Source organism: Streptomyces inusitatus (genome assembly GCF_014651115.1).
In the GTDB taxonomy this organism is placed as follows: Bacteria; Actinomycetota; Actinomycetes; order Streptomycetales; family Streptomycetaceae; genus Streptomyces; species Streptomyces amakusaensis.
This window is the reverse complement of record NZ_BMWG01000018.1, coordinates 49,507-62,866: the sequence shown is the minus strand read 5'-3', so window position 1 is coordinate 62,866 and position 13,360 is coordinate 49,507. Positions and strand designations below refer to the sequence as shown.

At 71.3% G+C, this 13,360-nt stretch carries 12 protein-coding genes; 10 read left to right on the top strand and 2 right to left on the bottom strand.

What is annotated here, in order from left to right:
- Positions 1 to 51 precede the first annotated feature (51 nt).
- Positions 52 to 1,176 (top strand): tRNA 2-thiouridine(34) synthase MnmA, encoded by a 1,125-nt coding sequence (mnmA, locus tag IE247_RS24000; RefSeq protein ID WP_190125327.1) that lies wholly within the window; start codon positions 52 to 54, stop codon positions 1,174 to 1,176.
- A 33-nt stretch (positions 1,177 to 1,209) separates the two neighbouring features.
- On the opposite strand, the gene IE247_RS23995 is transcribed toward mnmA, so the two are convergent.
- Both IE247_RS23995 and IE247_RS23990 read right to left on the bottom strand, forming a co-directional pair.
- Complete coding sequence (locus IE247_RS23995) at positions 1,210 to 1,437, bottom strand: DUF397 domain-containing protein (RefSeq protein WP_190125326.1); 228 nt, start codon at positions 1,435 to 1,437, stop codon at positions 1,210 to 1,212.
- A gap of 12 nt (positions 1,438 to 1,449) precedes the next feature.
- On the bottom strand, positions 1,450 to 2,301 hold the full coding sequence (locus tag IE247_RS23990; RefSeq protein WP_190125325.1) for a helix-turn-helix domain-containing protein: 852 nt from the start codon (positions 2,299 to 2,301) through the stop codon (positions 1,450 to 1,452).
- 244 nt (positions 2,302 to 2,545) lie between these two features.
- On the opposite strand from IE247_RS23990, the gene IE247_RS23985 reads away from it, so the two are divergent.
- The 9 genes from IE247_RS23985 (at position 2,546) to gatB (ending at position 13,284) form a co-directional block, all read left to right on the top strand.
- A complete protein-coding gene (locus IE247_RS23985) occupies positions 2,546 to 3,085 on the top strand; it encodes an LOG family protein (RefSeq protein WP_190125324.1) in 540 nt (179 codons plus the stop codon).
- A 21-nt stretch (positions 3,086 to 3,106) separates the two neighbouring features.
- Complete coding sequence (locus tag IE247_RS23980) at positions 3,107 to 3,814, top strand: SDR family oxidoreductase (protein ID WP_190125323.1); 708 nt, start codon at positions 3,107 to 3,109, stop codon at positions 3,812 to 3,814.
- Between the two features lie 61 nt (positions 3,815 to 3,875).
- On the top strand, positions 3,876 to 4,883 hold the full coding sequence (locus IE247_RS23975; RefSeq protein WP_190125322.1) for a methionine synthase: 1,008 nt from the start codon (positions 3,876 to 3,878) through the stop codon (positions 4,881 to 4,883).
- The gene (ligA, locus tag IE247_RS23970) at positions 4,883 to 7,120 is read left to right on the top strand and encodes an NAD-dependent DNA ligase LigA (protein WP_229869305.1); all 2,238 of its coding nucleotides are present in this window, start codon (positions 4,883 to 4,885) and stop codon (positions 7,118 to 7,120) included. The genes IE247_RS23975 and ligA overlap by 1 nt, the downstream gene beginning before the upstream one ends.
- Positions 7,121 to 7,446: 326 nt before the next feature.
- Entirely contained in the window at positions 7,447 to 9,603 is a 2,157-nt protein-coding gene (locus tag IE247_RS23965; protein ID WP_190125321.1) for a putative bifunctional diguanylate cyclase/phosphodiesterase, read from the top strand.
- A 119-nt stretch (positions 9,604 to 9,722) separates the two neighbouring features.
- Positions 9,723 to 10,019 (top strand): Asp-tRNA(Asn)/Glu-tRNA(Gln) amidotransferase subunit GatC, encoded by a 297-nt coding sequence (gene gatC / locus IE247_RS23960; RefSeq protein WP_190125320.1) that lies wholly within the window; start codon positions 9,723 to 9,725, stop codon positions 10,017 to 10,019.
- Between the two features lie 7 nt (positions 10,020 to 10,026).
- Positions 10,027 to 11,520, top strand: a complete 1,494-nt coding sequence (gatA, locus tag IE247_RS23955; protein WP_190125319.1) for an Asp-tRNA(Asn)/Glu-tRNA(Gln) amidotransferase subunit GatA — start codon at positions 10,027 to 10,029, stop codon at positions 11,518 to 11,520.
- Positions 11,517 to 11,756 (top strand): hypothetical protein, encoded by a 240-nt coding sequence (locus tag IE247_RS23950; RefSeq protein WP_190125318.1) that lies wholly within the window; start codon positions 11,517 to 11,519, stop codon positions 11,754 to 11,756. Before gatA ends, IE247_RS23950 begins: the two co-directional genes overlap by 4 nt.
- 16 nt (positions 11,757 to 11,772) lie before the next feature.
- Positions 11,773 to 13,284, top strand: a complete 1,512-nt coding sequence (gene gatB / locus IE247_RS23945; protein ID WP_190125317.1) for an Asp-tRNA(Asn)/Glu-tRNA(Gln) amidotransferase subunit GatB — start codon at positions 11,773 to 11,775, stop codon at positions 13,282 to 13,284.
- Positions 13,285 to 13,360 lie beyond the last annotated feature (76 nt).

Here is a 13,360-nt window from a genome sequence, read left to right as displayed (position 1 = left end):
AACGCGGCCGGGAGCCTCCTCGGTTCCCCGGGCCCGTACTCTGGTAGGGCTATGACTCAGACTTCCCAGCGCCCCCTGCGCGTGCTCGCCGCCATGTCCGGCGGTGTGGACTCCGCCGTCGCCGCCGCCCGCGCCGCCGAGGCCGGCCACGATGTGACCGGTGTGCATCTGGCGCTCTCCGCGAACCCGCAGTCCTTCCGCACGGGCGCGCGCGGCTGCTGCACCATCGAGGACTCGCGCGACGCCCGCCGCGCCGCCGATGTGATCGGCATCCCCTTCTACGTGTGGGATCTCGCCGAACGCTTCCGCGAGGACGTCGTGGACGACTTCATCGCGGAGTACGAGGCCGGCCGCACCCCCAACCCCTGTCTCCGCTGCAACGAGAAGATCAAGTTCGCGGCGCTGCTGGACAAGGCGCTCGCGCTGGGCTTCGACGCGGTCTGCACCGGCCACTACGCCACCGTGATCACCCGCGAGGACGGCAGCCGCGAGCTGCACCGCGCCGAGGACATGGCCAAGGACCAGTCGTACGTCCTCGGAGTGCTGGACGAGCGACAGCTCGCCCACGCCATGTTCCCCCTCGGCGACACCCTCACCACCAAGGACGAGATCCGCGCGGAGGCCGAGCGGCGCGGTCTGGCCGTCGCCAAGAAGCCCGACAGCCACGACATCTGCTTCATCGCCGACGGCGACACCCAGGGCTTCCTCGCCTCCCGTCTCGGCACCGCCGAGGGCGACATCGTCGACGAGTCCGGCACGAAGGTCGGCACCCACGAGGGCGCCTTCGGCTTCACCATCGGCCAGCGCAAGGGCCTGCGCATCGGCCACCCCGCCGCCGACGGCAAGCCGCGGTACGTCCTCGACATCTCCCCGGTGAACAACACGGTCACCGTCGGCCCCGTCGAGGCCCTCGACGTCACCTCCCTGACCGCGATCCGCCCCCGCTGGTGCGGCTCCGCCCCGGCCGGCCCCGGCGTCTACACCGCCCAGCTCCGCGCCCACGGCGGCGAGACCGAGGTCACCGCCGCCCTGGAGGGCGACGAGCTGACCGTCACCTTCAGCGAGCCGGTCCGGGGCGTCGCCCCCGGCCAGGCGATCGTCCTCTACGACGGCACCCGCGTCGTCGGCTCGGCGACGATCTCCGCGACCTCGCGCACCGCGGCCCGGGTCGCCTGAGCCGTACCGACGCCTTCCGGAGACGCCCGGGGGTCAGCCACCCGGGGAGCGCCCGCCGCGCTCCCCGGGCGGCCCGCTCCCCGCGAGAGCGGCGAAAGCGACGAAGGCCGCGAAGGCCGGGCGGTCCGCCACGACCACCCGCGCCGGACGCCCGCTGTCCCGGACGGCCACCACCCCCTCCCAGCCGTCGAGACAGACCTCGACACAGGCGTTGCCGGACGCTTCGGAGAACGAGGACTTGAACCAGCGAGGCGTGGACAAGCGGTACCTCTTTTAGAGACTCCGGGCGATTTCGAGGATGAGATCCCTCGACCTCTCCGGATTCAACGTGACCCGCTCGACCACGTCCAGGCGCTTTCGGAAGTTGGCCAATTGCGTGGGGGAGTCGAAGAAGACCGCACCGGTCGGCGAGTCGACCTCCACCGTGTCCAGACGCGAATTCGCCGCCGACGCGTACAGCACCGTCTCCCCGGCCATGGGAAATCCCTCCGTCCCGAAAGGGATGACGAGCAGCCGCACATTGGCCCGGGTGCTCTCCCGCGACAGCCGCTCCAACTGGGCCCTGGCGACCTTCCGCCCGCCCACGCACATGCGCAGCGCCGCCTCATGGACCATTCCCACATAGGGCAGCGCCGGAGTACGGGTGATCACCTCGCGGCGGGCCTGCCGATGCGCGATCCGCAATTCGATCTCCAGCCTGGGCAGGGCCGGAATGTACAGCCCGAAGAGCGCGCGGGCATGGTCCTCGGTCTGGAACATGCCGGGAATGTGCGCGGTCTGGAGCGTCCTCAGCGCCGAAGCGTGGTGTTCCACCTCCGCGACATCGAGAAAATCCGCCGGGATCTTTCCCCGGTACTCGTCCCACCAGCCCCTGACACGCCCGCCGGTCATCGCGGCCAGCGCTTCGACGAGCCCGGCGTCCCCGCACCCGTAAATGCTCGCGAGTCTGCGCAGCCGCCCCTCACTGATGCCAAAACGGCCCGCCTCGATATTCGAGATCATGGTGCGGTCCGCCCCGAGACGCTGCGCGGCCACGGGCGCGGAGAGCCCGGCCTCCTCCCGCAGTCGGCGCAGTTCGGCACCGAAACGGCGCTGGCGGACGGTGGGACTGTGCCTGGGGGCCATGGGGTCAACTCCTCGCTCGCGCGCACATCTTGCCGACCGGCGCGCGCCCCGTGTCCACCAGAACGCGACAGTCCACCCGTTCTGGTGAGCGCCGTACGGGAACTCGAACGCGGATCCCGTAGGCGGCTCCCGCAACGGCTCCCGTACCCGGATCCCGTAGGCGGCTTCCGTACCCGGATCCCGTACGCGGCCCGCCCGGGAAATCCGTTCGCGACCGCGGCCGCGCCGCGCCTACCGTGATGCCATGAACATCTGTGTCTTTCTCTCCGCCGCCGATCTGGACGACCGCTACACCCGCCCGGCCCGGGAATTCGCCGAACTGCTCGGCAAGGGCGGCCACACCCTCGTCTGGGGAGGCTCCGAGAGCGGGCTGATGAAGGTCGTCGCCGACGGGGTGCGGGAGTCGGGCGGCCGGCTCGTCGGCGTCTCCGTGGCCTTCCTCTCCGGGACGGCCCGGGCGGACGCGGACGAACTGGTGGTCGCGGCCGACCTCGCCGAGCGCAAGGCGCTGCTGCTCGCCAAGTCGGACGCGGTCGTCGTCATGGTCGGCGGCATGGGCACCCTGGACGAGGCCACCGAGATCCTGGAGCTGAGGAAGCACGGCCTGCACGACAAGCCGGTGGTGCTGCTGAACACCGCCGGTTTCTACGACGGGCTGAAGCAGCAGCTCCGGCGGATGGACGAGGAGGGCTTTCTGCCGCTCCCCCTCACCGAGCTGGTGTTCTTCGCCGAGGACGGGGTATCGGCGCTCGCGTATCTCCAGGAGACGGCCGGGATTCGTTAGCCGCGCACCCCGGGTGCGAGCATGGGCGGCATGGCAACACACCTGATCACCGGTTCCGGCTCCGGCATCGGCGCGGCGGTCGCCCGCCGGCTCCATGAGCGCGGCGACGAACTCATCCTGCTCGCCCGGGACGCCGGCCGCGCCAAGCAGCTGGCGGCGGCCCACCCCGGCGCGCGCACCCTCGTCGCCGACCTCGCCGACCCCGACCGCATCTCCTGGGCGTTCTCGAAGCAGCCGATGCCCGAGCGGCTCGACTCACTGCTGCACATCGCGGGCATCGTCGACCTCGGCCCGGTCGGCGATCTGCGCCCCAAGACCTGGCACCAGCAGCTCAACACCAATCTGATCGCACCCGCCGAACTGACCCGGCTGACCCTGCCGCAGCTGCGCGCCTCGCGCGGGCAGGTCCTCTTCGTCAACTCCGGCGCGGGGCTCGCCACCCACGCCGAGTGGTCCGCGTACTCCGCCGCCAAGCACGGGCTCAAGGCCCTCGCGGACGCCCTGCGGCTGGAGGAGGCCGACAACGGCGTCCGGGTCACCTCCGTCTTCCCCGGGCGCACGGCCAGCCCCATGCAGGCCAAGGTGCACTCCCAGGAGGGGCGGGAGTACGACCCCTCGCGATGGATCGACCCGGAGTCGGTCGCGACCGCGATCATCACCGCGCTCGACCTGCCGCGCGACGCGGTGATCGACAACATCAGCGTCCGCCCCGGCCCGGCGGTGCGCTGAGCGCGGCGGGCCCGCGCGGGCCTTTCGCGGGCCCGCCGACAGCGCCGCGTACCCTTCCCGGGTGACCGAGAAGAGCGAGACGCACAACGCCGGCTGGGGCCCCGCCACCGGTGTCGGATCGATGCCCGGCGGCGACGCACGCGAGGCGGCGAGGACCGTCACCGGATCCTTCGAGACCTTCCCCCATCTGTTCGAGCTGCCCGCCCGGGGACCCGGCGCCGACATGATCGGCCGGACCCTCGGGCTGCTGGTCGAGATGTACGCCCATGTCGAGCCCAGCGGCTGGCGCGTCAGCGACCGCCCCGGGCGCGACACCCGCCGCGCCCGCTCCTGGCTCGGCGAGGACCTCGACGCGCTGGAGGAGTTCACCCAGGGGTACACGGGGCCGCTGAAGATCCAGGCCGTGGGCCCCTGGACCCTCGCCGCCGCGCTGGAGCTGCGCAACGGCGAGGCGGTGCTCTCCGACCCCGGAGCCTGCCGCGATCTCGCCGGCTCGCTCGCGGAGGGGCTCCGCGCCCATCTCGCCGAGGTGCGCCGCCGGATCCCGGGCGCGGACGTGGTGCTCCAGCTCGACGAGCCCTCGCTCACCGCCGTACTGCTCGGCCGGATCCGCAGCGCCAGCGGCTACCGCGTCCACCGCGCCCCGGACCGCCAGATCGTGGAGTCCGCGCTGCGGGAACTCATCGGCGAGGAGCGGACCGTCGTCCACTCCTGCGCCCCGGACGTCCCCTTCGCGCTGCTGCGCAGGGCGGGGGCGGCGGGAGTCTCCTTCGACTTCGAACTCCTCACCGAGCGTGACGACGAGGCGATCGGCGAGGCCGTCGAGGGCGGCACCCGGCTGTTCGCGGGAGTCGTGCCGTCCACCGATGCCGCATTGTCGGACCCGGCAGGTAGCGTCATGGGGGTAAGGAAGCTGTGGCGCAGGTTGGGGCTGAATCCGGGGACTCTCGCCGAGTCCGTGGTCATCACCCCGAGCTGCGGTCTGGCGGGTGCGTCTCCGGCGTACGCACGGGCGGCGCTCGCCCACTGCGTCACCGCCGCGAGATCGCTCGCGGACAACCCTGAGTAATGGGTGCCGGGAAACGGGAGGACGAAACGGTGGCTGGCGAAGAGCGGACGGATCTGTCGGCGCAGGAGGATTCGGGGCTGCCCGCACAGGCGCGGGAGCACCATGCCGACCTCGCCGGGCAGATCGAGGAGCACCGCTTCCGGTATTACGTGAAGGAGCAGCCGGTCGTCAGCGACGCCGACTTCGACCGGCTGCTGCGCGCGCTCGAAGAGCTGGAGGAGCGCTATCCCGCCCTCCGCACCCCCGACTCCCCGACCCAGAAGGTCGCCGGGCAGTACGAGACGGACCTCGCCAAGGTCGAGCACCGCGAGCGCATGCTCTCCCTGGACAACGCCTTCGACGAGGAGGAGCTGACCGCCTGGGCCGAGCGGGTCGAGCGCGAGGTCGGAAGCCCCGACTTCCACTTCCTGTGCGAGCTGAAGGTCGACGGCCTCGCCGTCAATCTGACCTACGAGAAGGGCCGGCTGACCCGCGCGGCGACCCGGGGCGACGGCCGCGTCGGCGAGGACATCACCCCGAACATCCGCACCATCTCCGACGTCCCCGAGCGGCTGCTCGGCGACGATGTGCCGGATCTTGTGGAGATCCGCGGCGAGGTCTACTTCCCGATGGACCAGTTCCAGGCGCTCAACGAGAGACGTGTCGCGGCCGGCGAGCAGCCCTACGCCAACCCGAGGAACTCGGCCTCGGGCTCGCTCCGGCAGAAGGACCCCAGGGTCACCGCCACCCTGCCGCTGCACATGGTGGTCCACGGCATCGGGGCCCGTGAGGGCTTCACCATCGACTGTCTGTCGCACGCCTACGACCTGCTGCGCTCCTGGGGTCTGCCCACCGCCCGCCACAACCGGGTGGTGGACTCCCTTCAGGGGGTGCGGGAGTTCATCGCCCACTACGGCGAGAACCGGCACTCCATGGAGCACGAGATCGACGGCGTGGTCGTCAAGCTCGACGAGATCCCCCTCCAGGGGCGGCTCGGCTCCACCGCGCGGGCCCCGCGCTGGGCCATCGCCTGGAAGTACCCGCCCGAGGAGGTCAACACCAAGCTGGTGAACATCCTCGTCGGCGTCGGCCGCACCGGCCGGGTCACGCCCTACGCCCAGGTCGAGCCGGTCCAGGTGGCGGGCTCCGAGGTCGAGTTCGCCACCCTGCACAACCAGGACGTGGTCAGGGCCAAGGGCGTGCTCATCGGCGACACGGTGGTGCTGCGCAAGGCGGGCGAGGTCATCCCGGAGATCCTCGGCCCGGTCGCCGAGCTGCGGGACGGCACCGAGCGGGAGTTCGTGATGCCCGCCCAGTGCCCCGAGTGCGGTACGCCGCTGCGGGCCATGAAGGAGGCGGACGTCGATCTGCGCTGCCCCAACGCCCGCTCCTGCCCGGCGCAGCTGCGGGAGCGGCTCTTCTATCTCGCGGGCCGCAAGTCGCTCGACATCGAGCACTTCGGCTATGTGGCGGCGGCGGCGCTCACCAAGCCGCTGGAGCCCGCCGAGCCGCCGCTGAAGGACGAGGGGGACCTCTTCGACCTCACCATGGAGGAGCTGCTGCCGATCCGGGCGTATGTCCTGGACCCGGACAGCAAGCTGCCCAAGCGGGACCCGAAGACGGGCGAGGACAAGACCGCGACGGTCTTCGCCAACCAGGAGGGCGAGGCGCGGAAGAACGCCGTCGCCATGCTGGAGAACATCGCGGCGGCCAAGAACCGCCCGCTCGCCCGGATCCTCACCGGTCTCTCCATCCGCCATGTGGGCCCGGTCGCGGCGGAGGCGCTCGCCCGTGAGTTCCGCTCGATCCAGCGGATCGAGGAGGCCACCGAGGAGGAGCTGGCCGCCACCGACGGCGTCGGCGGGATCATCGCCGCCTCCCTCAAGCAGTGGTTCGCCGAGGAGTGGCACCAGGAGATCCTGCGCAAGTGGCGGGCGGCCGGCGTCCGCATGGAGGACGAGGGTGCGGGCGAGGACACCGGGCCCCGGCCGCTCGAAGGGCTCACCGTCGTCGTCACCGGAACCCTGGAGAACCACACCAGGGATGGCGCAAAAGAGGCGTTGCAGCGACTCGGCGCGAAAGTGACCGGTTCTGTTTCCAAGAAAACCGGGTTCGTTGTGGTTGGTGATAATCCGGGGTCCAAGTTCGACAAAGCGATGCAATTGAAGGTTCCGGTTCTGAACGAGGACGGATTCGCCATCCTGTTGGCCCAGGGACCGGAAGCGGCTCGTGAGGCGGCTGTGCCCGCCGAGGAGTGACGGCGCTCCGACGGCGGGGGAGCGCACGGGAGTTGGCGGAGGGTCGCCCGAGGGGCCGAAAGCGCCCCGATGGGCGAAAACAGGCCGCTCGGTGCCACGGGAATCGACTGGTACAGGTTCACCCGTTCGGCGCATAGCAGATGGATAAGGGTGGTCCGGTCGCATTCGGGCAAGAGCAGTAGAGCGATGCCCGTCAGGGCCCTGGGCCGCCTACTGTTGAGCCGTGCGCCTGTCGTGCACGGCTGCGTGGTGGGATTTCAGTCGTGGTGGCATGACAAAAGGACCATCGCCAGGCATCGGCACCGCCGGCTGTGAGAGGGACGGGAATGGAACCGACCGAGAGCGCCGCCCCGGTCCCGCGGCCGCGTGGGCTCACGGCCCTCGCGAGCCTGGTGGGCCTGACCCCCGGACTGCACGCCGTCGTCGTGACGGGCGCCGCGATCGTCCTCGCCACCGGGATCTCCGGAGCGGTGCGCGAGGACCGCGCGCTCTTCCCCGGCGGAGCCGTGGGCTGGGCCTTCGCCGTGCTCACCGGAATCATCGTCGGCCATCTGGTGGCCCTGGGCCGCGACCGCTGGTGGGGCGGCACCGGCTCCGGGGCCGCCCTCACCATCGCCGCCCTCCTCCTCTACGGCTGGGTGCCCGCCGGGCTGGTCAGCCTCGCCGTCGTCGCCCTGGTCGGCACCGTCCGCAAACACCGCTGGCGGCACGGCGTGCTGCACGGCTCCGTCGACATCCTCGGCATCGGCGCGGCGGCCCTCGTCCTCTCCGCCTTCGGCGCGTCCCCCAGCGTCGAGCACCCGTGGGAACCACTCGACTGGGGCATCGAGGCCGCACCCGAAGTGATCCTCGCGGCCACCGCCTATCTCGCGGTGACCCGGCTGCTTCTGTGGTACGTCCTCACCCCGCAGGGCAGCGGACTCCCCACCATCGCCCGCACCGCCCTGCTGCGACAGGGCCTCGTCGCGGTCGCACTGCTCGGCATCGCCCCGCTCATCTGCGTCGTCGCCGCCGTGCTGCCGGTGCTGCTGCCCCTCTTCGCCATACCCCTCATCGCCCTGGACTCCACCCTGTGGATCGCCCGCGCCAGAGCCGAGGAGCAGCTGCGCGACCCGCTCACCGGACTCCCCAACCGGCAGTGGCTGCTGGAGCGGACCTGGGCCGCCCTGGAGGACGCCGAGACCAGCGGCAGCCGCGCCGCGCTCGTCCTGATCGACCTCGACCGCTTCCGCTCGGTCAACGACACCCTCGGCCATCTCGCCGGCGACCGGCTGCTGCTCCAGATAGCCCAGCGGCTGCGGCACGCCCTGCCGCGCGGGGCGGAGGCCGCCAGGCTGGGCGGCGACGAGTTCGCCGTACTGCTGCCCACGGCCGACTCCATCACCAGCGCCCAGCGCGTCGCCCGCCAGCTCGCCGTCGAACTCTCCTCACCGCTCGACCTGGACGGACTCACCCTCGTCCTGGAGGCCAGCGCGGGCGTCGCCGTCTTCCCCGAGCACGCGCTCGACGCGGAGGGGCTGCTGCGCCGCGCGGACGTGGCGATGTACCAGGCCAAGCGGGACCGCACGGGCGTCGAGGTGTACGAGTCCAAGCGCGACAGCAACACCCCCGACCGGCTCGGTCTCCTCGGCGACCTCCGCCGGGCGCTGGACGCCCGGGAGGTCGAGCTGCACTACCAGCCCAAGGTGCGCTTCGACGGCCATGTGGCCGGCCTGGAGGCACTGGTCCGCTGGGTCCATCCGGAGCGCGGCCGGGTCCCCCCCGACGAGTTCATCGCGATCGCCGAGTCCTCCGGGCTGATGCCGCACCTCACGGAGTACGTACTCGACACCGCCCTCGCCCAGGTCGCCAAGTGGCGGGCCCAGGGGCTGAAGGTCCCCGTCGCCGTCAACGTCTCCCCGCGCGACGTCCACACCCCCGGCTTCGCCGGCTCGGTCGCCGCCCGGCTCGCCCGCCACGGAGTGCCCCCGGGAGCGCTCCAACTGGAGATCACCGAGCATGTGCTGCTGGAGGATCCCCAGCGGGCCGCGGACACCCTGGCCGGGCTCACCGACCACGGCGTCAAGATGTCCCTGGACGACTTCGGCACCGGCTACTCCTCCCTCGTCCATCTGCGCAGGCTCCCCGTGAGCGAACTCAAGATCGACCGCTCCTTCGTCGCCCGGCTCGCCGTGGACACCGAGGACGCGGAGATCGTCCGCTGCACCGTCGACCTCGCGCACTCCCTGGGGCTGCTGGTGGTCGCCGAGGGCGTCGAGGACGACGAGACCTGGGAGCGGCTGCGCGACCTGGGCTGCGACGCGGTCCAGGGCTGGCTGGTCGCCGCCGCGATGCCCCCGCAGGAGACGACGGCCTGGCTCCGCGCCCGGGGCGAGCGCGGCTGGCACCGCCAGCCCCAGCCCGAGCCGCGGCCCGCCGAGCTCCAGCCTCCCGCCCCGCACCCGACCGACGCCGACGAGCCCTCCGGCCAGGCGGTCCCCTGACCCCGCCGTCCCGCGGGGACCTTCCGGACCGGCCCCGGAGCCGAACCGTTTCGTGGTCAGCGCCCCTCGCCCCATAGGATTGGCCCAAACCACACTCACTCACCCCTGAGGATCGCTGCATGCCTGGCATTACGCGCGAGGAGGTCGCCCACCTCGCCCGGCTGGCACGTCTGGAGCTTTCCGGCGACGAGCTGGACCACTTCGCCGGTCAGCTCGGCGACATCATCGGCGCGGTCGCCCGCGTCGCCGAAGTCGCCGACCAAGACGTGCCCCCGACCTCCCACCCGCTGCCGCTGACCAATGTCATGCGCGCGGACGAGGTCCGTCCGTCGCTCACCCCCGAGCAGGCGCTCTCCGGCGCCCCGGCCCAGGAGCAGCAGCGTTTCAAGGTGCCGCAGATCCTGGGGGAGGACTAACCACATCATGACGGACATCATCAAGCTCACCGCGGCCGAGATCGCCGCGAAGATCGCCGCCGGCGATCTCACGGCCGTCGAGGTCACCGAGGCCCACCTCGCCCGTATCGACGCGATCGACGAGAAGGTCCACGCCTTCCTGCACGTCGACCGCGAGGGCGCGCTCGCGCAGGCCCGTGCCGTGGACGCCAAGCGCGCCGCGGGCGAGAAGCTCGGCCCCCTCGCGGGCGTGCCCCTCGCGCTGAAGGACATCTTCACCACCGAGGGCATCCCCACCACGGTCGGCTCCAAGATCCTCGAAGGCTGGATCCCGCCGTACGACGCCACCCTGACGCGCAAGCTGAAGGAGGCCGACGTCGTCATCCTCGGCAAGACCAACATGGACGAGTTCGCCATGGGGTCCTCCACCGAGAACAGCGCCTACGGCCCCACCGGCAACCCCTGGGACCTCACCCGGATCCCCGGCGGCTCCGGCGGCGGCTCCAGCGCGGCCCTCGCCTCCTACGAGGCCCCGCTCGCCATCGGCACGGACACCGGCGGCTCCATCCGCCAGCCCGCCGCCGTCACCGGCACGGTCGGCGTCAAGCCCACCTACGGCGGAGTCTCCCGCTACGGCATGGTCGCCTTCTCGTCCTCGCTGGACCAGGGCGGCCCCTGCGCCCGCACCGTCCTGGACGCGGCCCTGCTGCACGAGGTCATCGCCGGTCACGACCCGCTCGACTCCACCTCCATCGACGCCCCGGTCCCGCCGGTCGTCGAGGCCGCCCGCAACGGCAGCGTCGAGGGCATGCGCGTCGGCGTGGTCAAGCAGTTCCGCGGCGAGCACTACCAGGCCGGGGTGATGCAGCGCTTCGACGAGGCCGTCACCCTCCTCAAGGGGCTCGGGGCCGAGATCGTCGAGCTGGACTGCCCGTCCTTCGACCTCGGTCTCTCCGCGTACTACCTGATCGCCCCCTCCGAGTGCTCCTCGAACCTCGCCCGCTTCGACGCCATGCGCTACGGCCTGCGCGTCGGCGACGACGGCACCAAGTCGGCCGAGGAGGTCACCGCCCTCACCCGCGAGGCCGGCTTCGGCGACGAGGTCAAGCGCCGTGTCATCCTCGGCACCTACGCGCTCAGCTCCGGCTACTACGACGCGTACTACGGCAGCGCCCAGAAGGTCCGCACGCTCATCAAGCAGGACTTCGACAAGTCCTTCGAGCAGGTCGACGTGATCGTCTCCCCGACGACCCCGACCACCGCCTTCCCGATCGGCGAGCGCGCCGACGACCCGATGGCGATGTACCTCGCGGACCTCTGCACCATCCCGACCAACCTGGCAGGCAACGCGGCGATGTCGCTGCCCTGCGGGCTGGCCCCGGAGGACAACCTCCCGGTCGGGCTCCAGATCATCGCCCCCGCCATGAAGGACGACCGGCTCTACAAGGTCGGTGCCGCCGTCGAGGCCGCCTTCGTGGAAAAGTGGGGACACCCGCTGCTGGAGGAGGCACCGTCGCTGTGAGCGCACTGACCAAGGCCAAGGGCTTCAAGAAGTCCAAGGCAGGCACCTATCTGTCGATCGGCACCACCGCTTTTGGAGCGCTCGGCGTTCTCAAGCAGGTGAAGGCGGCCCGCGCCGAGCACGACACGCTCCGGCTGATCGACGCCGCGATCACCGGCGCCGCCATCGTCACGGGCGTCGCCCTGCTGGTGCGCGAGCTGAAGCGCCTCGGCGACGACGACGTCCTGTTCGGCTGAGAGGGAAAGTTTCACCGTGACCGTCACTGAATTGGTGTCGTACGAGGCGGCCCTCGCCGGCTACGACCCCGTCATGGGCCTTGAGGTCCATGTCGAACTCGGTACCAAGACCAAGATGTTCTGCGGCTGCTCCACCGAGCTGGGCGCGGAGCCCAACTCGCAGACCTGCCCCACCTGTCTCGGTCTGCCCGGCTCCCTCCCGGTCGTCAACGCGATCGGCATCGAGTCCGCCATCAAGATCGGTCTCGCGCTCAACTGCGAGATCGCCGAGTGGTGCCGTTTCGCCCGGAAGAACTACTTCTATCCGGACATGCCGAAGAACTTCCAGACCTCCCAGTACGACGAGCCGATCGCCTTCAACGGCTATCTGGACGTCCAGCTGGAGGACGGGGAGATCTTCCGGGTGGAGATCGAGCGCGCCCACATGGAGGAGGACACCGGCAAGTCGACCCACGTCGGCGGCGCCACCGGCCGTATCCACGGCGCGTCCCACTCCCTGCTGGACTACAACCGCGCAGGCATCCCGCTGATCGAGATCGTCACCAAGCCGATCGAGGGCGCGGGGACCCGCGCACCGGAGGTCGCCAAGGCGTACGTCGCCGAGCTGCGCGAGCTGATCAAGGCGCTGGGCGTCTCCGAGGCCCGGATGGACAAGGGCCAGATGCGCTGCGACGTCAACCTCTCGCTGCGCCGCCACGGCGTCGAGAAGTTCGGCACCCGCAGCGAGACCAAGAACGTCAACTCGCTGCGCAGCGTCGAGCGCGCCGCCCGGTTCGAGATCCAGCGGCACGCCGCCGTACTGGAGTCCGGCGGCACGATCGTCCAGGAGACCCGGCACTTCCACGAGGACGACGGCTCCACCACCTCCGGCCGGATCAAGGACAACGCGGAGGACTACCGGTACTTCCCGGAGCCCGACCTCGTGCCCGTGGCTCCCGCCCGGGAGTGGGTCGAGGAGCTGCGCGCGCTCCTGCCCGAGCTGCCCAGGGTGCGCCGCAACCGGCTCCGTGAGGAGTGGGGCGTCTCCGAGCACGACATGCAGTCGATCCTCAACGCGGGCGCGGTCGAGCCGATCGTCGCCACGATCGAGGCGGGCGCTCCGGCCGACCAGGCCCGCAAGTGGTGGATGGGCGAGCTGGCGCGCAACGCCAATGAGTCCGGCCGCGCGCTGGACGAGCTGCCCATCACCCCCGCGCAGGTCGCCCGGGTCACCGCGCTGGTCGCGGCCGGCGATCTCAACGACAAGCTGGCCCGCCAGGTCATCGAGGGCGTTCTCGCGGGCGAGGGCGACCCGGACGCGGTCGTGGACAGGCGTGGGCTGAAGGTCGTCTCCGACGAGGGCGCGCTCGGCACCGCCGTGGACGAGGCGATCGCCTCGAACGCGGGCGTCGCGGACAAGATCCGCGGCGGCAAGGTGGCGGCCGTGGGCGCGCTCGTGGGCGCGGTCATGAAGGCCACCCGGGGTCAGGCGGACGCGGCTCGCGTCAAGGAACTGATCCTGGAGAAGCTCGGTGTGACCGAGGGCTGAGTCCCCGGCGCAGCCGTACGCGTTCGGCAGGGGCGGTCCGCACCACCACGGTGCGGGCCGCCCCTGTCCGTACCCG

Bases quoted from the DNA above. Each gene is read 5' to 3' on its own strand.
- mnmA (WP_190125327.1), top strand. From the start codon at position 52: ATGACTCAGACTTCCCAGCGCCCCCTGCGCGTGCTCGCCGCCATGTCC.
- IE247_RS23990 (WP_190125325.1), bottom strand. From the start codon at position 2,301: ATGGCCCCCAGGCACAGTCCCACCGTCCGCCAGCGCCGTTTCGGTGCC.
- IE247_RS23985 (WP_190125324.1), top strand. From the start codon at position 2,546: ATGAACATCTGTGTCTTTCTCTCCGCCGCCGATCTGGACGACCGCTAC.
- IE247_RS23980 (WP_190125323.1), top strand. From the start codon at position 3,107: ATGGGCGGCATGGCAACACACCTGATCACCGGTTCCGGCTCCGGCATC.
- ligA (WP_229869305.1), top strand. From the start codon at position 4,883: ATGGGTGCCGGGAAACGGGAGGACGAAACGGTGGCTGGCGAAGAGCGG.
- IE247_RS23965 (WP_190125321.1), top strand. From the start codon at position 7,447: ATGGAACCGACCGAGAGCGCCGCCCCGGTCCCGCGGCCGCGTGGGCTC.
- gatC (WP_190125320.1), top strand. From the start codon at position 9,723: ATGCCTGGCATTACGCGCGAGGAGGTCGCCCACCTCGCCCGGCTGGCA.
- gatA (WP_190125319.1), top strand. From the start codon at position 10,027: ATGACGGACATCATCAAGCTCACCGCGGCCGAGATCGCCGCGAAGATC.